The 20,008-nt window shown below is 43.2% G+C and carries 26 protein-coding genes and 1 pseudogene; all 27 read right to left on the bottom strand.

Annotated features, from left to right (window positions below; translation table 11 throughout):
* Nucleotide 1 precedes the first annotated feature (1 nt).
* On the bottom strand, nucleotides 2–643 hold the full coding sequence (locus BN161_RS25325) for a hypothetical protein (protein ID WP_044271592.1): 642 nt from the start codon (nucleotides 641–643) through the stop codon (nucleotides 2–4).
* On the bottom strand, nucleotides 640–837 hold the full coding sequence (locus BN161_RS25320) for a hypothetical protein (protein ID WP_125910928.1): 198 nt from the start codon (nucleotides 835–837) through the stop codon (nucleotides 640–642). Before BN161_RS25320 ends, BN161_RS25325 begins: the two co-directional genes overlap by 4 nt.
* Before the next feature lie 96 nt (nucleotides 838–933).
* Nucleotides 934–1,128, bottom strand: coding sequence for a hypothetical protein (locus tag BN161_RS25315; RefSeq protein WP_044271589.1), 195 nt, complete (start codon nucleotides 1,126–1,128; stop codon nucleotides 934–936).
* A complete protein-coding gene (locus BN161_RS25310; RefSeq protein WP_044271588.1) occupies nucleotides 1,125–1,370 on the bottom strand; it encodes a hypothetical protein in 246 nt (81 codons plus the stop codon). Before BN161_RS25310 ends, BN161_RS25315 begins: the two co-directional genes overlap by 4 nt.
* The gene (locus BN161_RS25305) at nucleotides 1,367–1,564 is read right to left on the bottom strand and encodes a hypothetical protein (RefSeq protein ID WP_044271586.1); all 198 of its coding nucleotides are present in this window, start codon (nucleotides 1,562–1,564) and stop codon (nucleotides 1,367–1,369) included. The genes BN161_RS25310 and BN161_RS25305 overlap by 4 nt, the downstream gene beginning before the upstream one ends.
* Before the next feature lie 289 nt (nucleotides 1,565–1,853).
* On the bottom strand, nucleotides 1,854–2,354 hold the full coding sequence (locus BN161_RS25300; protein WP_044271584.1) for a hypothetical protein: 501 nt from the start codon (nucleotides 2,352–2,354) through the stop codon (nucleotides 1,854–1,856).
* Nucleotides 2,336–2,773, bottom strand: a complete 438-nt coding sequence (locus tag BN161_RS25295; protein ID WP_044271581.1) for an STAS-like domain-containing protein — start codon at nucleotides 2,771–2,773, stop codon at nucleotides 2,336–2,338. The genes BN161_RS25300 and BN161_RS25295 overlap by 19 nt, the downstream gene beginning before the upstream one ends.
* The gene (locus tag BN161_RS25290) at nucleotides 2,770–3,798 is read right to left on the bottom strand and encodes a hypothetical protein (protein WP_125910926.1); all 1,029 of its coding nucleotides are present in this window, start codon (nucleotides 3,796–3,798) and stop codon (nucleotides 2,770–2,772) included. The genes BN161_RS25295 and BN161_RS25290 overlap by 4 nt, the downstream gene beginning before the upstream one ends.
* Nucleotides 3,799–4,044: 246 nt before the next feature.
* Nucleotides 4,045–4,254: a DUF4248 domain-containing protein gene (locus tag BN161_RS25285; protein ID WP_044271577.1), complete on the bottom strand. Its 210-nt coding sequence runs from the start codon at nucleotides 4,252–4,254 to the stop codon at nucleotides 4,045–4,047.
* Nucleotides 4,255–4,387: 133 nt separating this feature from the next.
* Complete coding sequence (locus tag BN161_RS25280; protein ID WP_044271575.1) at nucleotides 4,388–4,861, bottom strand: HU family DNA-binding protein; 474 nt, start codon at nucleotides 4,859–4,861, stop codon at nucleotides 4,388–4,390.
* A gap of 118 nt (nucleotides 4,862–4,979) precedes the next feature.
* Nucleotides 4,980–5,375 carry a hypothetical protein gene (locus BN161_RS25275; RefSeq protein ID WP_044271573.1) on the bottom strand — a complete coding sequence of 132 codons (396 nt, stop codon included), beginning with the start codon at nucleotides 5,373–5,375 and terminating at the stop codon, nucleotides 4,980–4,982.
* A gap of 41 nt (nucleotides 5,376–5,416) precedes the next feature.
* Nucleotides 5,417–6,091, bottom strand: a complete 675-nt coding sequence (locus BN161_RS25270; RefSeq protein WP_044271571.1) for a hypothetical protein — start codon at nucleotides 6,089–6,091, stop codon at nucleotides 5,417–5,419.
* Nucleotides 6,092–6,164: 73 nt separating this feature from the next.
* A complete protein-coding gene (locus tag BN161_RS25265; RefSeq protein WP_044271569.1) occupies nucleotides 6,165–7,169 on the bottom strand; it encodes a hypothetical protein in 1,005 nt (334 codons plus the stop codon).
* A 90-nt stretch (nucleotides 7,170–7,259) separates the two neighbouring features.
* The gene (locus BN161_RS25260) at nucleotides 7,260–9,281 is read right to left on the bottom strand and encodes a hypothetical protein (protein WP_044271567.1); all 2,022 of its coding nucleotides are present in this window, start codon (nucleotides 9,279–9,281) and stop codon (nucleotides 7,260–7,262) included.
* An 18-nt stretch (nucleotides 9,282–9,299) separates the two neighbouring features.
* Nucleotides 9,300–10,271: a S49 family peptidase gene (locus tag BN161_RS25255; protein WP_044271565.1), complete on the bottom strand. Its 972-nt coding sequence runs from the start codon at nucleotides 10,269–10,271 to the stop codon at nucleotides 9,300–9,302.
* 51 nt (nucleotides 10,272–10,322) lie between these two features.
* Complete coding sequence (locus tag BN161_RS25250) at nucleotides 10,323–10,667, bottom strand: hypothetical protein (protein ID WP_044271563.1); 345 nt, start codon at nucleotides 10,665–10,667, stop codon at nucleotides 10,323–10,325.
* Nucleotides 10,668–10,763: 96 nt separating this feature from the next.
* Nucleotides 10,764–11,252 (bottom strand): hypothetical protein, encoded by a 489-nt coding sequence (locus BN161_RS25245; RefSeq protein WP_044271561.1) that lies wholly within the window; start codon nucleotides 11,250–11,252, stop codon nucleotides 10,764–10,766.
* Nucleotides 11,253–11,821: 569 nt separating this feature from the next.
* On the bottom strand, nucleotides 11,822–12,211 hold the full coding sequence (locus BN161_RS25240) for a hypothetical protein (protein ID WP_044271559.1): 390 nt from the start codon (nucleotides 12,209–12,211) through the stop codon (nucleotides 11,822–11,824).
* Nucleotides 12,212–12,467: 256 nt separating this feature from the next.
* Nucleotides 12,468–13,040 carry a KilA-N domain-containing protein gene (locus BN161_RS25235; RefSeq protein WP_044271556.1) on the bottom strand — a complete coding sequence of 191 codons (573 nt, stop codon included), beginning with the start codon at nucleotides 13,038–13,040 and terminating at the stop codon, nucleotides 12,468–12,470.
* A gap of 32 nt (nucleotides 13,041–13,072) precedes the next feature.
* Nucleotides 13,073–17,149 carry a DNA primase gene (dnaG, locus tag BN161_RS25230; RefSeq protein ID WP_044271553.1) on the bottom strand — a complete coding sequence of 1,359 codons (4,077 nt, stop codon included), beginning with the start codon at nucleotides 17,147–17,149 and terminating at the stop codon, nucleotides 13,073–13,075.
* Nucleotides 17,142–17,540, bottom strand: coding sequence for a hypothetical protein (locus BN161_RS25225; RefSeq protein ID WP_044271552.1), 399 nt, complete (start codon nucleotides 17,538–17,540; stop codon nucleotides 17,142–17,144). Before BN161_RS25225 ends, dnaG begins: the two co-directional genes overlap by 8 nt.
* Nucleotides 17,482–17,808: a hypothetical protein gene (locus tag BN161_RS29605; protein WP_125910925.1), complete on the bottom strand. Its 327-nt coding sequence runs from the start codon at nucleotides 17,806–17,808 to the stop codon at nucleotides 17,482–17,484. Before BN161_RS29605 ends, BN161_RS25225 begins: the two co-directional genes overlap by 59 nt.
* Nucleotides 17,809–17,988: 180 nt before the next feature.
* Nucleotides 17,989–18,267, bottom strand: a complete 279-nt coding sequence (locus tag BN161_RS30205; protein WP_044271546.1) for a hypothetical protein — start codon at nucleotides 18,265–18,267, stop codon at nucleotides 17,989–17,991.
* Nucleotides 18,268–18,295: 28 nt separating this feature from the next.
* A complete protein-coding gene (locus tag BN161_RS25205) occupies nucleotides 18,296–18,496 on the bottom strand; it encodes a hypothetical protein (RefSeq protein WP_244436623.1) in 201 nt (66 codons plus the stop codon).
* 77 nt (nucleotides 18,497–18,573) lie between these two features.
* The gene (locus BN161_RS25200; protein ID WP_044271543.1) at nucleotides 18,574–18,972 is read right to left on the bottom strand and encodes a hypothetical protein; all 399 of its coding nucleotides are present in this window, start codon (nucleotides 18,970–18,972) and stop codon (nucleotides 18,574–18,576) included.
* 105 nt (nucleotides 18,973–19,077) lie between these two features.
* A complete protein-coding gene (locus tag BN161_RS25195; RefSeq protein ID WP_044271541.1) occupies nucleotides 19,078–19,464 on the bottom strand; it encodes a hypothetical protein in 387 nt (128 codons plus the stop codon).
* A 254-nt stretch (nucleotides 19,465–19,718) separates the two neighbouring features.
* A pseudogene (locus tag BN161_RS25190) lies at nucleotides 19,719–20,008 on the bottom strand (phage antirepressor N-terminal domain-containing protein); the annotation flags it as partial.

Raw genomic sequence — 20,008 nt, 5'->3', positions numbered from 1 at the left:
GTTATTCCTCGTTTAGTTCTTCGTATTCCGCCTCCTGGATATCGGCATCGCGGAGGAGACGCTTCTTTTCAACTTTCTCGATAGGAAGACTGTCGATGAGATTGAGGTAGAAGCCTTTATTGTGCTTGGCGGCAATTTCCTTGAGTGAGGCTTTGCTGTAACCGAGGTCTTCAGGACTGAGTTCCGGAGAGATAAGGAAGACGATGCCAAGGTCGCGGTCGGCTTCGGCGATTTCGGAGGCACGGCGGCGGCACTCCAGAGCAGCGGCATAACACTTGCCTTGGGTCTTGTAGTCGCCGGCTGCCGCGCAGAGCTTGGCAAGGTCCTCATACTTATCGGCATAGTTGGACTCCCACACCTTGATGGATACGTTGTTGTCGATGTTGAAGTAGTTGATGGCAGCATAGATGCGGGCTTTGCAAGTACGGTCGTCAATGTTAATTTGTTGCTGAGCGTTAATTCGTTGACGTAGTTGCTTGGCGGCTCGGGTGATGTTGCGTTCGTACTCGTAGATTTCGGCTGCCCACTGCAGCTGCTTTAGGAAGAGCTGCACGTCGACCGGAATTCCATCACACATTCCGTTGGTGAGGAAAGCGGATATCATGTCCGGGTGTATCTTGTCAAGGGTGTCGAGTTGTGTCATACGCCAAACAGTTCTTTACGAAGTTTTTCCAGTTTAGCCTCTTGCGTGGTTTCTTTCAGCATAGCTATGGCGTCGAGCTCGCCATTGGCAGCTTTCTTGATAAGCTCTTCCATTATGGTTTGTGCCGCTTCCTGTGGGGTAAGTGGCGGTGTGGCCGCTTTATCTTCTTGGGTGGGTGATGTTTCCTTTTTCATAAGCCGCATAAATTGTGCAGGCAAAAGTAAATGATGCGATGGCGACTATGAAGGACAAAGCCCCGTCACAAACTTTTGCAACAGGGCTTTGAAGAATTACTGGTGAAAGGAAAGTTCTATAATCTCTTGATTGATATCGGAACAAAATGCAGTCAGCCATTTTACAAGTTTCATATCATCCTTGGGGATTTCGGCAAGGTTGGAGGTTACAATCAGGCTCATAACAGCTCGGGCAACCATTGACCATTCTTCAACGGTCAGTTCCTTACTCATTTTCTTATTAGGATTCATTTGGAACCTCCTTTCTGTTTAGCGCAGTGTTCTTTCCAAAGAAAGTGCCTTATTCTTTGATGATCATAGACTTCATTAAGAAGTTGCCGGAGGCAGAACAGTTCATTCAGATTCAAATCTTCAATAATGGAATACTCACCGACGTGGATGGTGTAGCGTGGTGATGTGTTTGTACCACCCATATAATGCTCTGTTGCCTCGGAAACAAGAATGTGGCGTATTCTTTTATTCTTCTTACTCATCTGGAACCTCCTTCCTCATTGAAAGTAATGTTCACACTCCCCCCATTGGTATAGATGATAATGGATTGTTCATTACGGGTAGCGCGAATGCGCTTGCGACCGGAACAGAGTTCAATGCCCAGCTGGGCAAACATACTTTGGACTTTTTCGGCGGATACATAGCGTCCGTGGGCGCGTTGGGGTTGCTTTCTCATTTTGGTAGACAATTAAAATGAAACAATAGGTTGACTGTTACGGAGAGGGAACAAAAAAAGTTCCGCTCCCCGTTGTCTACCACCTGAATCAGGCTGTGGGCGCATTAACGCTCCACACGGGACGGAACTATATGTATGGCTATGGGCATAAAAAATGCCCGCAGCAAAACTATTGGCGAGCCTTCTCGCCTGATTCAAATGGTAGACGTTGCAAAGATGGGAATAGTTTTTGGAATAGCAAAAAGAAAGCGGAGTTTTTTGCTCCGCTTTAAATAAATGGGGAATTAGCCTATTTTGATTTTGCTTTGTTTATTGAAGCTATGGCTGATATTATATTCTTATTAAAAACATCTTGTCTTTGCCATATTAAATTTTTAGTAGTAGGATTAAAGGTTATATTGGGCTCTTCATATTGGTCATTTATTTCTTGAGCTCTTGTAACCTGTACTTGAGTTTGGCTTAATTCATCCAGAATGTTTATATCTACTTTCAAGTTTCTATTGGCAACATTTTGGATATCGTCTAATTTTAAACTTAGTTGTTTGAATATCTCCTTTATAGTACGTGCATCATGCTTGCCTAAACACATTTCTTTGCAAAAATCATTGTATTCATTCTTTATACTTTGAAATTCCTGCATAAAAAAATCTTTTAAACTTCGGTCATCATTCAATTTTTTAGGAACAACATAAGCTAATATTAAAGCTATTACACCTCCAGTAAGGAGATCGACCCCGATGGATAACCAATCGGTAAGTTGGCATAGATAAATTATACAGAATGTATCCATATACGTTTTTCTAACTTTTCATTAACCAATCTATACCACGCTGGATGATCTTTCTTACTCGTCTTCAATGGTTCTTCATCATTTTCTCTATGTTTAGCCCATTCAGGTATCACTTCATCATTAATAAGTTTTAGCCAAACAGTCTCTTCATTAGAAATTATCTGCAAATAATCTTTCACAGTATGTTCTCCAAAGTCGTAAACCAAATTACCAATGGCTTCATCTAAGAAGGAGGACATGTAACCATCCGTTCCATCTAAATCCAGAACTAACGTCACAGACTTTTTATATGCTTCAGCAAACTTATGATTTAGCACTTTATGATAAAAGTCTTCTCCGGAATCCGGTCCCTGCTTACAGTACCTTGGTCCTGGTGACATGCTAAAATCAGTCAAAACTTTAATTTGTTCTACTGTCATATTTTTATATTATTAACAAAATTATCAATACACTCATTATCTACTTCCCAATAAAATAATACTCCAGAAAAGGGATTGTTCATTCTCTTTCGTTCTTTTATATTATTAAAGTCCAAATATACATCATTTGTGATAACCTTCAAATTTTTGATTAGCCCAGAGTTAAACTTATCTAAAATACAAGGCAGTCCTTTATTGCGATTTACCAATTGAGTAGAAGAACCATATTTTCTTAAAAAAGCGCGATATAATATATCACTATTATCTTTTAGCGTAACAGTGTCCTTAATTTCTTTCCAGAATTTCCGGTACAATGTTTTTAATATACCCGTTCCTGTATCAGTCATTGTAAATGCAACGTGATTATCCACATGACAAATTCCCAAACGCCAATGTTTAGGCCTTTTTTCATAGGCATGTTCTACTGAATTAGAACAAATTTCCATAGCCACTGTATATGCTGGTTGATACCTTTGAGGGGAACCCAATAAGAATTCTGAGGCTTTCCGAACAGCAAGTGCAATATCTTTATTCCTTGTTTTGTTTGTTCCTGCTTCAACAATAAGATTTGGAGTTTCAATCACAAACTCTTTACCATTATTGTCTTTCATATGATTTAGAAACCCTGATTCTATAAAGAATTTGGCACATTCGGTCTTACTTGGGTAATTTCCTGTAACTTTGATGCTATAGTTACTCAATTCACAAACAACAGATAACAATAAACAAATTGCAGCAGAATCAATAGTCTGAACATCAGTCAAATCTAAATAGATTTGTCTTAGTCTTCGGTTGGAATGCATATCCAACAACTCTGCAACAAAACGGAATACTTCTTCTTGATTCGTTAATACCTCGAAATTTTGGGGTATTACTTTAGATATAGATTTATCACGAACACATTTTTTATAAAGATGAGGATATCGAACAAAAGCCCTTCCTTGAGCCTTACAAATCAACCGCTGCTTGTGCTTATCCTGAAATGAGAGTTTTCTTAGCATCAAACGTCTTGCTCTGTTAGCCAAGAATTTTCGATATTTTGTTCGTCCTTTTATCATCAAATCATTGTACAAAATGGCGAATCCCTTATCAAAACGTGCCCAAAGGTATTAGTGTAACCTCAATCCGATTTTACGGATTACGTCTTGAAAAGGGATTCATGTCCCGTTTTTCAGTATCTATATCACTAAATTTGAGGGGCAATGCAAAAGTGCAGATTTATTTTGATATGACAAAAAAAAGCGGAATATTTCTGTTCCGCTTCATTTCTTTTACTCTCCCGGCTCTCCCAAGTATCGAAGTATAGCTTCGTGTTGTATGGGGGTGAGTGCCCGTTGCCGGGGCTTGAAGTGCAGGGTTGCGAGTTCTGTTTTCAGTTCTGTATTCAGTTCTATCCATCGATGTAACTGAATACTGGCACTGCGAGGCGTACTTCGCGGGAAATAGGCTTGAGCGAGGTCGCTCATGTAGATTGCTTTCATAATTCGTATATTAATATTGCTTTGGGATTTATGGCTGCTAAATTACTTGAAACTACCTATAGGCAATAGGACGTTTACCTATAGGTAGCGGGAGATTTACTTACAGGCAGTTGGCTGACTACCTATAAGTAATTTATCCCAAAGGGTTCTCCTCTATGCCTCCGTCCGAGCCGGAACCACTGCCATCTGTTTGGGGAGTTTCTCCTAATTTAGGCACACGCTTGAAGGTAAGACCTCCGTCTCCGGCACGGGTCGCTGCTTTAATCGGCTTTCCCGGGCGGAACTGGACGTTGGCTGCCGTGATGTTGTTGGGGGTGAACTCTTTTTCATTCTTGGCTCCTTTGCTGGACAGTTGGAGTTGGAAGCTGCCGAAGTTTTCGAGGCGAACAATCTTGCCTGCTGCCAGATTCTTGTTGATTTGCTTGATGAGGGCACGGATAGTGTTCAAAGCATCACCATCGGTCAGGGATGTGGCGTAGGCAATATCTTCGGCCATTTCGTCCATAGTTACTTCACCGTTGGCTTGCGCCTTGGCATAATATAGCTTTAAAGCGGATTTATCACCGGGTTTGCTGCTCATCAGAGCGAGGGAATAGTTTACACTCATGTTGGTTGATGTTTTAATGATTAATATTACTCTGTCATTTTGCAAATTGACAAGACAAAGGAACACAGTCAGCAGGAGTGCTGGTTGGTATACGTGGATTCTATTGCATAAGAAAGCGTTAAGAGGGATTATTGGGACTATCGGGATGACTTACTGATTGCAATATTGCTTTGAATAAGGCCTCACGTTCACGATGGCGACGGAGGTTCTCTTTATCCTGAATGCGCCGAGTCTGCCGATCGGCTCGCTTCAGGTAAGATTCGTATCTGCGGATGTTGTCTGCTACATTCTTGTGCAAGCGTAGGAACTCATGCGGATCCGTCTTCAGTAGCTTCGTCAGTTGCGCTCTCTCTGACTGATGAGTTATGAGCGGATGAATGTAGAGGAACTTCCCAGTGTCGTTGAACGATTGCAGCTCGTCGAAGGCTTGTAAGTTCCGGATCCGGAGTTCCACCATGTCCATGATGTCACGCTTGACCGGATTCTTATCCAGGCGTTCGTCGAGCTGCTTCATTTGCTTCCAGGTAACCACACGGTCATTGTAGATGAGTGTGGCTATTTGGACTTGCGGGTCGAAGAGGTTGTCCCAGTCGATTTGCGGGTACTCCTCGTGCTTTTGGATTTTGCCGGAGCTGCTACCGCCTGCTCTTTTTTTTTCTCAGTTTCCAGAGCTTGTTCGGCTTCTTCAGCACGAGTTTCGGCTTCTTCTTGGGCTTCTTCCGCTTCTTCGGCACGCTGTTCAGCTTCATCGGCTCTTTCTTCGGCTTCTTCGAGGGATTGCTCCAGCTCTTCTATTTTTTCAGATGCTGGAGAGCTTTCGGTACCGGTACTGGTAGTCTCATTAGTGGCAGGGATGCCATTATCAGTAGTAGTTTCGCTGACCGGAGGAGTTTCACCGCCAGTACTGGGAGTTTCATCAGTGGCAGTGGTGTCATTGTCAGTGGCAGTAATTGCGTTGGCTGAAGGAGTTTCGCTACCGGTACCGGGAACTTCTGCAACGGCCTTCAGTTCATCTAACTTCTGACGACGGAAGGCGCGAATGTTTTCCCTGGTGGTATGATCCAGCAAAGAATAGAGGATTTCATCTGCGTACCTTTTCGGATCGCGAGCATAAGTTCTCAACTGAGGAAGCCAGGGACACCCCTTTCGCAATAATTCAAGGTCATATATTGCAGCATCCGGATTGCGCAGGGCATTGAAGTGGAGTTTCTTTTCTTTGAAATTGTACATAGCTGTAGGATTTAAAGAAACAAGCTAACGCAACTGAATTTAGACCAGCAGGTTAGCTTGTTAATGATGATTTTTAAGCTGTCTGGATACGAGTACCCTGGACTTCGACAAGCGTGGACGGGTCCATGACACGGAGCGTGATGGAAGAGCCGGCCTTGGCTGTCCAGGTGGCACCATCCTCGAGAGTAAATGCTGCACCGTCGGCAATAGTGGCAGCCTTGTCGGTACCGGTACCTTCGAGAGTGATGTACCGGCCTTTATCATTGGCTGTGAGGCCTGATATCGCATTGATGGCGTAAGTTGCTGCTGATCCGTTCGGGATTTCGTACCGGTTGTTCTGAGGAGATATCGTCAGGGTTGTGGAGTCAGCCGCATGCTTGGCGGCAGGAACGCGGATGATATCGCCAGCGTATTTGTAATATTGGTCAATGCTGGTGCGCTTGAATGTAAAGGTTACATAGCGGCCATCCTTGTCATTCTTGGATTCATAAGAGGACAGTACCATCGGTCGGTCGTAATTGCCGAGAATATACCATTGGGCCTCTCCCACTTCCTTAAATAGGATAATGAACTTACCACCGGCATGTTCTTCAATAAAGGTGAGAAGCTGATCGCGCATGCCTCCCATAATCATTACAAAATTGTTTTCTCCGCTGGTGGTGATATCACCTTTCTCCCCTGTTGATGTATATGTGGGAATATCGTGGGCCTCGAAATACTTCATGTATTGTCCAGCTTTCATCGGCAATGTACCGACCTCCCGATTTGAATTAGGCTTCGGAAAAGCTACATCGGGATTGATTTGGGATATTTCAATCAAATAGGCCTTATATGCTATATTCGAGCCGTGAGTCTGGCGGTCAGAAACATCGCCAACGTCACCGATGACCATCATAGCGGCAAATGAGGTACCGGCAAATCCGGTGAGACAAAAGGAAGAGGATGCAGGATCCAGGAGCATGCCAATGACGAAGGTAAATGCGACCAGTGTCATCAGTGAGAGAAAGAAGCGAACCTGCATTTTGCGGGCAGCTTGGTTTCCTTTACGAAAAGGATTTGAAATTTTTCTTGCTTTCATATTTAATAAAATGATGGGTTAAAAAGAAAGGGCGGGCTACTAGACCCGCCCCAGTCACCTAAAAACAATTAATTACCAGACTAACAAAGGTTATCTTACGCCGGGAATATTGGGCTGCAGTGCGGCATTGACCTTGCGGACACCACCGACCTGACGCTCAAGTTCCAGGAAGTTTCCTTTACTGTTCAAGATCACCATGATGTAATCGCCTACCTTGGTAGGAGCATAAGCTTCTGTGATATCGGCAAACTTATCAGCTTTGGCGATAGTGGTTGCATTCTCAGTTGCTCCGCACTCAATGATGTAAGCTACACCGGCTTTAGCATTAGTGATATCGGTAATGGCTTTGGCGGCAGTGTTGGCTACAGTGATTTGCCAGAAACCCTTGGATGCATCTACGGTAGTAGCATCAGCCTCCATGTCAACAGCAGGTTTATTCATGAAGATCTGCTGCCATTCGTAGTTGTTTGCCTTCAGTTTATCCAGGCTGTCGAAACGGCGGCCGGTGAATGAAGCTGCACAACCTTCTTTCCAGGTAGACCATGCCTTGACGAGTTCCATGTCTTCCTTGACTTTGATAGACATCATTTCACCCGGTACATATTCCAGGAACTGGAGATTGCCGGGAACGTCCATGAACATGAGGGGAAGCTGGCCGAGATATGGAAGCCATACGATGCGGACGCTCGTATCGGGAACAACGTTCTTGTAGCTGTCCGGTCCGGTGAAGTCGATATCCTTGCCATATTTGGCGCGGACGTTCTTGATCCACCAAGGCTGATGAGTTTTGTTCAGGTACAGGACGTGGTTGTCTATTTCCATGTCTTCCGTGCAGGAAGTGATGATGTCGGCAACAAAATCCTGAACGGCATCCAGCATATCGGCATCGGTATAACCGCGATAAGCATCGTCGTCATGGGGAAGAATCTTAAACTCGTGTACGTAGCGGATCAGGGTGTGGATGATACCGGTGGAAGCATTCAGATAGCTGCCGGCAACGCCTGCCTCCGGTTTTACATAGATACCGCGCATGCGGCGTTTGTTCTGCTCTACCTGTGCGGTTTCCAGAGAGTTCAGTATACAGAACTCAATCATATTCCACTTAATCGGATCGGAACCTTCTTTGTTCAAGTAGCCGATATACATACGCTCCAGTTCTTTCATCGGTCCGAACTTGAGTTTGATCATGGCGTCGTCTACATGGCCCATCTCGTTCTCGAGCTTCATGTCACCCTTCCAGATTTCACCTTGCTGGTAGGCCTGGGAAACTTCCGAGAAGAAAGCATTGAATACGAGGTCATGATCCTGAATGCCGTAGCGTACCGGGAAATACTGAGTGAGATCACGTTTCGTGAGAACACGAGCAATCAAGGCATCTTGACGGAGAACTACAAATTGGTTACCGACTCCGGCAGTATTAACGCCTTCGTAATTAGTTCCAAATTCACCGGCAGCCAATTTCTTGGCATCGAGCATGCCATTGGCGTGCAAATAGGCATAGCGTTTTTGCAACGAGCGAGAGAAAGCTACAGCCTGTTTACGGAAAGAAGCGCCTTCTGTATCTTCATCCCAAGCTCCAAAAGAAGCTGCAGTTGCCGGATTAGCAGCAATACGGTTCCAACGATCGGTCATGGAAAACATAGAATTTTCGATACCAAACAAGAACTTCGTGCGATCTGCAGGACCTGTGAAACTGGCAGTAGTAGCGGTTACCGTCTGAATGGGACGATCTTCAGTGGCACTATTTTGCATCGTGTTGACCAAGCCTTGTACGGCTTGAGCAAGTTGTACAATGTCAGTACCGGTTGCCGGAGTTTGAGTAGTCTGTACTACCGGCTTTTCTTCTCCATCTTGAGTTGCATTCTGGTTTGGATTAACAATACTATCCAAAATGCCTTGTACCTGATCCATCTGCTCTTGAGTGATAGGAGTATTTGTAGCAGCATGAGCTGCCATGTCGGCGGCTAAGTCATCCTGAAGAGTTGATTGATACTCTTTCTGATAAGAGTCAACAATCTGTTTCCATTCTTCGTCAGTCAGCTGATTGGCTTTTGCTTTGTCCAGCAGCTTCAATTTCTGCAGGACGGTCTGAATTCTTTCTTTAATATTCATGTGAATGAAAAAATTAAGTTATAAATAGTTGAGAGCGTTCTTTTTGATGGTTTCCAGATTCGTGTAAGCCCGTCCAAGGTCCACGGCCTTGGCAACGGCTTCGAGGAAGGTCATGGAGCTGTCGATGAGTTTCTTTTCGATGGCATGAGGAGTATCGAACGTTTCGCCCCGGAAGACAGGATCGTCTTCCGGGAGCTCACTCAGTTCCGGACGGCTTGCGCGTACTTCATTTAGGAACTGCTCAGTGAGCGGGTTCAATACATCTTCGACGTATTGCTTCGGATTGCCGGCACGCAAGTCGTCATACTTTTTATTCTTAAGGTCTGATTTTTCAGCGGTTTCCCTAATGATTTTAATACCGAGCTTCTCGTAATAGCCACTAAAGTCATAAGTCTCGATCATGGTACCAATGCAGCCGATGACATCGTTGGCTGTAAGTGCGGCAATTACGTTGGAGTGGCAGGTGATGTAATAGCAGGCAGAACAATTGCATTGTTCGACAAGGCTTATTATGGGTTTGCTCAACGAACGCATGGTTTCGCTGAGTCTATCAAGATACCAGGCTTCTCCACCTGGAGAGTTGGCATGGATGAAGTGGCAGGAAATGGCCGGGTTGGTTTCGGCATCTAGGATATCTCGCTCAAATTGCTTGGAAGAAAAATACCAGCGGCTGTCGGCGGTGATAAATCCCCAAATGCGATGGTAGGCAATGCTACCTTCCGGAAGTTCGTCGGATGAGAAGTCACTGGTAAGGGTTACTCCCTGAAACTCGGAAAGAGCATGTAGTTGCTGCTGAATTTTAGCGAGGGCCTTATCTGCCAAATCCTTATATGTAGGCGGATCATCGTCGAAGAAGAAAGCTGATGGTGTAGGCGAGTCATTTACTATCAAAGGAAAAGCATCCATCATGGCAGAAGAAAGACCATCTGCCGTGATGAGAAGCTGGTGAGTGTTTGATAAAAGAAGCTGGCGGAGAAAAGTTCTGTTCATTGCATATCTTTTCAGCGAAGATAGGCAGCTTACAGAAGGGGGTGAAGGACGCTACTGGAGCGGGGATTTGAGCATCTTACACTCGATTTTCAGAGTAGCGGAGTTCAGATTCGGGGAAATGGAGACGATGGCCGGTATCTTATTGTCTCCGATGTTGAACTTCCGGTACCGGGTATCCCTAAATTCAACGATAGCAAATTTGCCTGAAGAAAAATCACGAATTACGTCTACAGGAGGAAGATCGACAGTGATATCTTTGTTGCAGTTAAAGCACCGGCCAGCTTCGGAATCTTCCGGTACCGGAGCAAAAGTAAATTCATCGGCAGTGAAACGATAGATATCCTGACGCATCTTGGCGATAGGATATACATTGATTTGGATAGATAGTTCTCTCATTGTGATTATATTTATTTGATATTCAACAAGTTCGCCACACATAGGACATTTTGTCCGCCATTTTGGGACAAAAAGCATAGTTTGGTCGGTGATTTTTTAGCTCTTTTTTAACTTCTTTTTATAGTCCCGACGCCTTTTTCTCTTTCGAATGTTTTCTCGCCACCGATAGAAGTTTTTTAGCAAAGCATCTTCAGTAATGCTGTCAATGCAATAGGAACAAAGGAATTTATGAACGATATCAAGATTGTTAAGTTCATGGCCGTTTAAATCATTCTCATCCATAGCGGTATGAAGATCACGGTTGAACATACGGCGTACTTCATTCTCTATGACCTTGGCAGCACGTGGGGATAGGTAGTTATAGACTTGTGGATCCTTCCCTATTCGCCTGTCCGGAAGAATAATGGTGAGATTGCCATTATCAACCGGAGATTGATTCTGATGACGACGGGCCATCAGGGTCCAAATAGCGTGATACAAATCTGTATTGTCAGGAATTCTAATGGGTTCATCTGCGCCATTGTTATATTTTCCACGCAGATATTCAGCAAGGTAAGGTGTAATCATAATGCTCGTTGTAATCATGGCTGTTTCCTCTAAAGATATTTTTGAAATAGTTTTTGTTCATTTTCGCGTCCTACCGTCCAACAGTCCAACAGGATTATTAAAGTTACTGATTATTATTTAGTTATGCAAATTTACCAAGAAGAAAATACTGTTGGATGGTGTCCAACACGTCCAACAAAATGGCCTTTTTGGCTGTTTTTGTTGGACAGCGACTGTTGGACGGTTGAAAATCGTCAATCCAACACGTCCAACAGCGTCCAACAAGACAACGGTTATATAGTATATATATATAATTAAAAACAATATATATACTACTATACAACAGCGAGTTACATTTTAAAATGTTTTTCATTGTTGGACTGTTGGACGGTTGGATGGTGTTTATGAAAAGTTTTCCTTTCAAAACTCGCTCTATTTGCTCTCTTTTTTGCTTCAGGGGGTACGGGGGATTTAACTGTAGGTTAATAGAACAATATGGATAGAAGAATGAGACGCGAAATGTCCGTAAATCAGAACAGAAAAAGCAATTATTCCCGATGGGGTGGCCACCGGGAATAATACATAAAAATTGATGTAAAAGGTACAAGTTAGGAAAAGTATGCCGGAAGTACCATTGCATCCGGATAACGGCTGATGAATGAAGACATGTTCCGTTCGCGTTTCTGTTTACGACATTCTGCCGCATAACAGCGATGTTCACGGTTCTTCCGCACCAGGAAAAGAATAAGGGCTTCATAAGAAGGAGCTCCGGCTGTTTCTTCACGTCCGGAGATATTGAATCTCCCAGTGATGTTGTTCCCTTTCGGATTGGATTCCCGCAAGTAACGGATAGTGTAGCCATGCAGGTCGATGCCATAGGCAGCGAGGTCAATGTAGGGATTGCCGGTGAGGGCGATAACAGAAGTACCCGTTTCGTGGGCGGACGTTCCGAGGCTGCTAAGCATTGCAGAATCAGAGTGAGTTGATTTGTTAAGCATAAACAATTTGTTTTTAAAATGAAAGTATCCGTGCCTTTCCCGCTGCTTAACACATTCAACTCAAATGCTGTGGGCGCATTAACGCTCCACACGGGGGTACACGGATACCATATAGGGTACACAATATGTCCGGGCATAAAAAATGCCTGCACCGAAAATGCAAGCTGACAGCCCGCATTTGAGTTGTTATATATGTTAAGCACTGCAAACATAATGATTCTTTTTGAATTGTGCGACATTTTGTCCGGAGTATTTTTTATTCTTCAGTTGCTTTCTCAGATTCCCCAGCCATTTCTCCTACAGAGAACATGGACTTGAAATTACTGATTCTCTCTTTCTTACGCAAATCAAGCAACCTTCTTTCCTTTTGCTCCGCTTTCTTAAGCTCTTCTATCTCCTTCTGTATGGGATGATCGACCAGATACTGCTCCTTTTGGGATATTTGAGTTTGTATCCGGGCTATCTCTTTCAGACTTTTTTCATCGTCAAGGTAAGAACCGAATAGAATTTTGTCAATTGTAGTATATACCCACAACTCAAAATCAGGATTGAGCCAAGCAGCAAACTTGATAGCAAGCACACGGTGCATAAATGTGCCCGCTTTTTGTCTTGATACGATTAAATCAGTTCTGTTAACGATTTCTAATAAACCTGCATTTGCAGGTTTTAGACATGTTTCTATAAACCGTTTTGTATCTTCACTTTTGGTGAATTGATACAAATCACGATTAAAAACATTCGCCATTTGGGTTGCATTAACCATCACATTTTTGTCGTCGATTTCGAAGCCGACAACTTTTCCGTTGTATTCAAATTCTTTTGTTTCCATAACTTTTTGTTTTTAGGTTTATATAATAGAAATCAAAATTCGATGTCTTGAGGTGCACCGGCCATTCCGATAGGGTCATTGTCCGGATTGGGAGTGGTTGATTCTTTGGGCACAGAACGCTTAAGGTCTATGCCATAGAGCTCTCTGAAAATTTCGTAGTTCAATGCTATACAGCTTGAATTGGCGCCTTGTTTTTCGACTTTCCTTACCATATTATTATCAATTTTAATGTCGATGCCGGTTTCATTGGGAATGTCTTCCTCAAATCCGCCTCGGGGAACTTCGACTACTTCGTTCCAGGTGAATCGTCGGGCATGGATGAATCCAATATAGCTTGGGTTTGAGCGAAGGTTCTGCTCGATGGTGGATTGCGTCGATTCTTCTTGGCTGTAGGAAGAGCGGGCAAACTGAGTGTAGATATTGCTAACGCGTAGGAAGAGAACCCGATTACCTGCGGGAACCGGTACCTCTCTCTTATCTCCTCCTGGAAGTTTGATGGTAAGTTTGTCCGGAACATCAATAGCGAAATCACGTCCCTCACGGATGGCCTTGGAGTCTATCATAACGTCCATAGCTTTAAAGAAGGTGGCCAGCTTGTCTGTCTTACTGATAAGTTCTACCTGGAACTTGATTTTATTACAGGCTATTTTTAAAAAATCTTTGTAGGAAAATGGAAGTTTCATATCTGTATAATTTTCAATTAAGTTGCATGTTGCTAAGAATAATGAGGCGGTTTTCATGAGGCGGTCTATCTCTCCGGCATTAGGAAGGGCATTTTTTAATTCGTCGTAGGCTTTTTGCTTGAGTATCCGGAAATGCTCCATAAATAATGGCCGGAGCTTAAGGATATCAAAAAGTACATTGGAAAGGCCTATCTTGGCCGGATCCTCGATTTCCTTCAGAGTGTTGAAGAGGTCTACTTCTTCCTGTGTTCTGTTCTTGGGCTTGGGAACCTCACAAACTATGATACGGGACATCAAGGCATTATCATCACGTTGGGGAGTCTCCTGACCGCATATTATAACCGGTGCATATACCTTATCGTTCTCTATTTCTTTTCCGGAGACACCTTTTCGCTTCTGACGCCCATCACCGTCGTAAACGATACCTTTCAGTGCCTGAAACTTTTGATCTGAGATATCTTTATTATTGTATTCGTCGAGCACTACTGGTACATCTCTAAAGGTGCTCATCAGTGTGGACATGGCAGCATCAGTACCAATGTTCAAGTTGAAAATGGGGATTTTCGGAGAAATGAAAAGGGAACGGATGGAGATTGCGATCTGAGTCTTACCGGAGGACATCGGCCCCATGAAGAAGGGAGCAGTAAACAAGCGGTCAATACAGTGAATGTTGCTACGGAAAGCGCACATAATGGCAAAAAGGACGGCCCATTTGCCATTGTCGTTAATCTTGTAGACATCGTCCATCAGGGAAGCCCATCGCTCAAAAGTGCACCTTTTCTCTAACGGTATTTCCTTATAAACGAGCTGGGATATTAGCTCGTACTTGTCAGATTGACGTCCGGATCCAGCATATATTGTAGAAAACGCCGGTAGATAGTAATTCTTTTTGTTGTGAGTAACAACTCCGAGCTCGTTGACCGGGTCGAAGCGAGGAACACCGTCGATGGTGTGGAAGATGCCATTGGCAAAGGCGAAGAACATATTGTCTTCGCGACGGGAAAGCCCGTCCTCCTGCTGATTTCCGTAAGTGGTGACTTCGGTGCAGGTTACAAAATGTCTGCTCATATATTCACGTATTTTAGTCCAGTGCTTTTCCTCTCCGTTTGTGAAGTTAACCGCTTCGAGCATGATAAGCTCTTCTTCAATGGTAGCCTTCTTGAGTAAAGCCTTGGAGGATATTTCAATGTATAATGGATTTTTATAGTAACGCCGGGTTATCTTGAGTACACGTTTATTGGCCTCTTTGTCATCTGAATAGATATGTAACAGAGGAGTAAGATAGAAATCGCCTACCAGAGTATGCCCGGATTTATCATTTTTGAAAATGTAACATACAGGTTCATGGTCTTTGTTTATTTTGGGATAGTAGCCGCATTGATGGAACATCTCCATGTATTCCGGATTTTCACTGACATAGGAAGGTAGTTCTTCCGGATTATACTCTTCTTCGAAGTCATCATCGGAACGTTGAGCGTTGATAGCCATGCGGGACTTCCGTTTGGCGAGATAGGGTTTCAATATCTCAGTCAATGCAGTCTTAGTCAGACCAAGAGCGTTGTAGAAATAGGAATAGTTGACGATGCGAACGGAGTCATCAGCATAGCTGATAAGCTCTGCGCATCGTTCAACAAATGGAGAATGCTCTCCTTTGAACTTGGAAAAAAAGAACATGTGAGCACGTACATAGTATTTTGCAAAGTTGAAAGACTGGGTATACCCTTCTTCGCTCTCCTCTTCGTATTCTTCATCTTCCTCCTCCTCTTCGTCGGGATCATTGCCTGAAGCTTTCTCTTTCTTTGTGGATTCGATTTCCACTTCTACTGTAATATTCGTGATGCCGGCACGGTAGACTGCGGCCAATGCAGCCAGATAGGGGGATTCTTCGCCACTCTTTTCTATGGAAAGTCCGCTTTCGTCCGTAGTAAAAAACTGGCTGGCCTGGCGAAGAAGCTGGATATCTGTAATACTGGGTATTCCGTGAATATAAATAATAGGTGCATCTCCATAGAGTGTGATGAACTCCTGATAATCGGAAGTGATGGTACAAGGTTCACCATTACAACGAGTTTCAGCAATCATTTCAATGCCATAGATACCTGGCTTCATTTGCGACTCTTTTTTTAATGAAGCCGTTTTTATCTGTCGGAGAATGCTATTAACCTTGCGCTGGATGACCTCGGTATTGGTGCCAAAAATGCTGGCTATTGCTTCGATACATTTGAGAAGAAGTGTTTCTGAGGGAATGACTGAGGTTAGCGTGCAGAGTTGCTTCAGGGCTTCTTCTTCTTTATTGGGGTCTTCGCCGGGATTTTTGCCTCGTAGGGAAATGGCGAAGTACTGAACGAAGTTCTGTTCACGGTTCATGAGCCACTTTCCTGTATCGAGTTTGTATTCCTGTGCAATATTGTCCGGGTCTTTGCCCTCGGGAAGCGGAATGGCACTTACTTCGAAGCCAGCACGAAGGAATGCTTCACAATTGACAAGCGAGGCTTTGAGTCCTGCAGCATCGGAATCGTAGATTAGAATTACCCGGCGGGTGAAGCGGCCAAGTAACTGGATCTGTTCTGGAGTAAGTGCTGTTCCACTGGTGGCAACTACATTACAGACACCAACGGCACTTAGGGAAAGAACATCGAACTGACCCTCGACTACATAAGCACGGTCATATCGGGCAATGGCAGTACGTGCCTGGTATAGACCAAATAGCTGAGTACCTTTTTTAAATAAAGGGGTATCACCGGTGTTGACGTACTTCCCAGAATTAGGCTGGGTAGTGAGCCAGCGTCCGGTGAAGCCATTTATATTCCCTTTGACGTCGAAGAAGGGGAACATGATGCGGTCTTTAAAAGTATCGAAAGTGAAACCTTTATCGCATTCTTTTAAAATATCGACCTCGACCAGCTTCCGCTCAGAGAAACCTGCAGCAAGCATTTCCTTCTTAGCAAGGTTGCCTTCTGGGGCATAACCTATTCGGAAGTCTTTAATAACTTTATCTGTCAGGTTGAATCCTCTTTCGTGAAGGTAGAGCTGTGCTTCTGGAAGATGTTTCTCGAAGAAAGTGACAGCACCTTTCATTGCAATGCGCTGCGCCTCGCGTTCGCGATTTTTTGCAGCTTCTTCATCGGTCAATACAGGTTTAGGAACCTCTATCCCTACCCTATGCCCCAGCCAGCTAACAGCCTCGTAGAATGACATATTTTCGTGCTCCTGGAGGAACTCGATAACGTCTCCACCTTTTCCACAAACAAAGCACTTGAAACTTTGTCGTGAAGAGCTGACAGTCATGGATGGGGTTCGGTCGGGGTGAAATGGGCAAATCCCCAGATAGTTAATACCTCTCTTTCTTAGGGTGACGAATTCACCGATGACATCTACAATGTCATTAGCATCCTTAATTCGATCTCGTAGTTCGTTATCAATCATTATTTTCTTCCTCAAATATACAGAGTTGACGTGCTTCGAACGCTTCTTGCATCGTGACGCCGAAGTAATTAGATAGCGCGATATACTCTTGCTGATTAACATTCTTGCGTCCGTGGAAAATATCCCACCAGCGCATTTGATTAATGCCAACTTCACGATAAAAAGTGCGGGTTGGCATGAAGTTCTCCGGATGCCGGAATTTAATCCGGAGCATCTCTTGTATCAAGTTCCTTTTGACTGTCTGGCCGACAACAATATGTTTTCGATGCATATACAATTGTATGGCCAGAGGCGAACGCCCCAATGACTCAGACATCTGCTCTGGAGTCATTTTATTGGCGTTGTCTCTTACGAACTTGTCTTCGTGAGGTTTCCACCTTCCATTGTTCATAGCTTTCTTTCCTCCATATTTGGGTATAACTGTTATTAAATTCGTATTCTGGGTGTTTTTCTATATAGCAGCAGCAGAACTTAATGAAAAGTTCCTGCTGATCCGGAATAATCTTTTCTTCGATATCGAAGTAACGCATGACCTTAAGCTTCTCAAGAACACTGTAAACCCTACGTTCGAAGTCAAGAAAGGCATCTGTACCCATCTCGGCCATGAAGTGGTCTATCTCATTAAGGTTGTTTAGGCGGTACTGTCTCAGGTCGGTCATTTGCTTCAATTTTAAGAAGTTGATGTTCAATGCACATGAAGGTCTGGAATGCTATAGATTCCAGTTCCTTTTCACAGGGATTCCTGTAGGTGGATAATATGGAAAGAATGGATGATAGTTCCTGGAAGGTGATATCATGAAATCCATATATTCCACGGGAGTCTTTATCTAAATACATACTCATTGCTTTGTCATTTTTTGCTGTTCTTCGATACTTCGAAGCGGAAGATCGTATTTTCGTTGCCGTTTGGAAGAGTACATGGAAAAACATTGGCCGGCATCGTTCCATCGGAGTTTCTTCCATCTGACAATCGTTTTTCGCTCTCCATCGATGGTGACTCTCTTGGCTATTGGAACTTTACCATATATTTTGCAAACGGAACGTTTCTTAAGGAATATATGGTCTAATCTATAGGAGCAGGCGTTCATGGCGAGCTCAAAAATTGTGGTATTGTACATAGTGGAATTATTTATTTATTGATTTGAATTATTTTAGAATTAGGTCAATAGATGACAAAACACTTTCTAAACGTTCAGATTGCTCCAAGTACTTAATCCGAAGGTTTTCCTCTCTTTCTGTAGCCTCTCCTCCAGAATGAATATCATCATACTTTTCGTATTTTGAACTCACTTCTTTATATGCTTTCTGAAAGAATGGAAGTAATATCTTACATTCCTCTTTGGTCATACACACTGTTATCTCATATGAAGATGTAAACGACCTTCTTGTATTGTCTATATAGCTCATATTTACTTAGTTATACGTTAAACCACTTTCTTAGCCATATCAATGACCTTATCAAACTCTCGATTAAATTCATCTATGCTAATTCTTTCACCAAGAGAATGAGCGAATTTAGAACAATGCGGGTCAATGCTAATAATGCCATACTTGCATACTTGAAATTTTAAAGTTCTGCATCTAGCTAGCACATTGTCATTTTTTAAACCACCGATGTACAAATCATCAGGAGTTAGAGAAGTAATTTTGAAATAAGTGTACCAGTAGTCTGATTCTTCCTCTGGACTGCTATACGAATTTCTGTACTTATAACATGTTCCGATTAATTCCTTTAATTTAGGATATTCAGCATCTATCATTGCCTTCCGTTCCTGTTCTTCGATATCGGCTAAGGCTTTTATTAGTTCTTCTTTCTTGTTCATTAGTTTATTGATTTGAATTATTTTTTAGGGTGTAGAATTCCTGCACAACCTACCAGAAATGTAGGTTGTGCAATGAAATAATAGTTAGCCGACTTGTGTAAGTGGCTACATGAATGTGACGTTACAATTGTAGAACATGAATTCCGGATGGCGAGACAGCCATGAAGCATAATTGCGCTCACGCTTGCGCTGATGGCATTCTGCCACATAGCGACGATGTTCACGATTCTTCTCCACCAGGAAGAGGATAAGGGTTTCGTAGCTAATAGCCCCTGCAGTCTCTTCACGACCGGAGATGTTGAATCGTCCGGTAACGGTGTTGCCATTTGAATTGGGGGTGCGTAAATAGCGGATGGTGCATCCGTGCAGGTCGATGCCATAGGCGGCAAGGTCGGTGTAAGGATTGCCGGTAAGGGCGATAAGAGAAGTACCCGTTTCGTGGATAGACGTTGTTTCACAAGTACTATTATTCCTTGTATTACAAAATTCCATTGTTCTTGGCATGAATAGAAAATTATAATATTAAAAAATAAAGAAAGGTTATCCTTTCCACGTTCCGCCAAGAACAAACTACTATCATGCGACAGCAATCCATGTGGATCAGATAACCTTATATCATTAGGGCAAAATATTCCCAAACGGTCACAAAAAAGGCCATCGCATTTGATAATATGTATTGTTCTTGGCGGGAACGATGCAAACATAATGATTATTTTTGAATGGTGATACATTTTGCCCGGATTATTTTATTCTTCTGTGATTTCTTCTGTTGAAAATGGCAAGTTCAGTTGACGATTATTAGCACGCCAGTCTTCAATAGTGAGTTTCATCACTTGATTAAGATCAGCTTTAGCCTCGTTCATCAGTTTTTGAGCATCTTTGAAGCGACGTTGACATTCCTGGTATTCCGTCACTTTCTTCTCCATAACCTCCTGTTTTTGTTTGAGGAAGGTTTGTGGTTCAGTGAAATGTTCGAACAGTACTTTGTAGCATTCCATCTTATAGCGTATAACTGTACCTTTGACATTCTCGTTTA

Origin of the sequence: Bacteroides timonensis, assembly GCF_000513195.1 — a bacterium.
Lineage (GTDB): Bacteria > Bacteroidota > Bacteroidia > Bacteroidales > Bacteroidaceae > Bacteroides > Bacteroides timonensis.
The sequence above is the reverse complement of the archived record's forward strand: the minus strand, read 5'-3'. Positions and strand labels throughout refer to the sequence as shown.

What these genes read in the sequence shown, in the direction of transcription:
- BN161_RS25225 (WP_044271552.1), bottom strand. Translation starts at nt 17,540, where the DNA reads ATGAACAATGGAAGGTGGAAACCTCACGAAGACAAGTTCGTAAGAGAC.
- BN161_RS25270 (WP_044271571.1), bottom strand. Translation starts at nt 6,091, where the DNA reads ATGTACAATTTCAAAGAAAAGAAACTCCACTTCAATGCCCTGCGCAAT.
- BN161_RS25285 (WP_044271577.1), bottom strand. Translation starts at nt 4,254, where the DNA reads ATGAAAGCAATCTACATGAGCGACCTCGCTCAAGCCTATTTCCCGCGA.
- BN161_RS25240 (WP_044271559.1), bottom strand. Translation starts at nt 12,211, where the DNA reads ATGCTTAACAAATCAACTCACTCTGATTCTGCAATGCTTAGCAGCCTC.
- BN161_RS25265 (WP_044271569.1), bottom strand. Translation starts at nt 7,169, where the DNA reads ATGAAAGCAAGAAAAATTTCAAATCCTTTTCGTAAAGGAAACCAAGCT.
- BN161_RS25255 (WP_044271565.1), bottom strand. Translation starts at nt 10,271, where the DNA reads ATGAACAGAACTTTTCTCCGCCAGCTTCTTTTATCAAACACTCACCAG.
- BN161_RS25250 (WP_044271563.1), bottom strand. Translation starts at nt 10,667, where the DNA reads ATGAGAGAACTATCTATCCAAATCAATGTATATCCTATCGCCAAGATG.
- dnaG (WP_044271553.1), bottom strand. Translation starts at nt 17,149, where the DNA reads ATGATTGATAACGAACTACGAGATCGAATTAAGGATGCTAATGACATT.
- BN161_RS25200 (WP_044271543.1), bottom strand. Translation starts at nt 18,972, where the DNA reads ATGAACAAGAAAGAAGAACTAATAAAAGCCTTAGCCGATATCGAAGAA.
- BN161_RS25235 (WP_044271556.1), bottom strand. Translation starts at nt 13,040, where the DNA reads ATGGAAACAAAAGAATTTGAATACAACGGAAAAGTTGTCGGCTTCGAA.
- BN161_RS25260 (WP_044271567.1), bottom strand. Translation starts at nt 9,281, where the DNA reads ATGAATATTAAAGAAAGAATTCAGACCGTCCTGCAGAAATTGAAGCTG.
- BN161_RS29605 (WP_125910925.1), bottom strand. Translation starts at nt 17,808, where the DNA reads ATGACCGACCTGAGACAGTACCGCCTAAACAACCTTAATGAGATAGAC.
- BN161_RS25245 (WP_044271561.1), bottom strand. Translation starts at nt 11,252, where the DNA reads ATGATTACAACGAGCATTATGATTACACCTTACCTTGCTGAATATCTG.
- BN161_RS25305 (WP_044271586.1), bottom strand. Translation starts at nt 1,564, where the DNA reads ATGAGAAAGCAACCCCAACGCGCCCACGGACGCTATGTATCCGCCGAA.
- BN161_RS25295 (WP_044271581.1), bottom strand. Translation starts at nt 2,773, where the DNA reads ATGACAGTAGAACAAATTAAAGTTTTGACTGATTTTAGCATGTCACCA.
- BN161_RS25280 (WP_044271575.1), bottom strand. Translation starts at nt 4,861, where the DNA reads ATGAGTGTAAACTATTCCCTCGCTCTGATGAGCAGCAAACCCGGTGAT.
- BN161_RS30205 (WP_044271546.1), bottom strand. Translation starts at nt 18,267, where the DNA reads ATGTACAATACCACAATTTTTGAGCTCGCCATGAACGCCTGCTCCTAT.
- BN161_RS25310 (WP_044271588.1), bottom strand. Translation starts at nt 1,370, where the DNA reads ATGAGTAAGAAGAATAAAAGAATACGCCACATTCTTGTTTCCGAGGCA.
- BN161_RS25300 (WP_044271584.1), bottom strand. Translation starts at nt 2,354, where the DNA reads ATGGATACATTCTGTATAATTTATCTATGCCAACTTACCGATTGGTTA.
- BN161_RS25315 (WP_044271589.1), bottom strand. Translation starts at nt 1,128, where the DNA reads ATGAATCCTAATAAGAAAATGAGTAAGGAACTGACCGTTGAAGAATGG.
- BN161_RS25205 (WP_244436623.1), bottom strand. Translation starts at nt 18,496, where the DNA reads ATGACCAAAGAGGAATGTAAGATATTACTTCCATTCTTTCAGAAAGCA.
- BN161_RS25320 (WP_125910928.1), bottom strand. Translation starts at nt 837, where the DNA reads ATGAAAAAGGAAACATCACCCACCCAAGAAGATAAAGCGGCCACACCG.
- BN161_RS25275 (WP_044271573.1), bottom strand. Translation starts at nt 5,375, where the DNA reads ATGAAGCAGCTCGACGAACGCCTGGATAAGAATCCGGTCAAGCGTGAC.
- BN161_RS25195 (WP_044271541.1), bottom strand. Translation starts at nt 19,464, where the DNA reads ATGGAATTTTGTAATACAAGGAATAATAGTACTTGTGAAACAACGTCT.
- BN161_RS25325 (WP_044271592.1), bottom strand. Translation starts at nt 643, where the DNA reads ATGACACAACTCGACACCCTTGACAAGATACACCCGGACATGATATCC.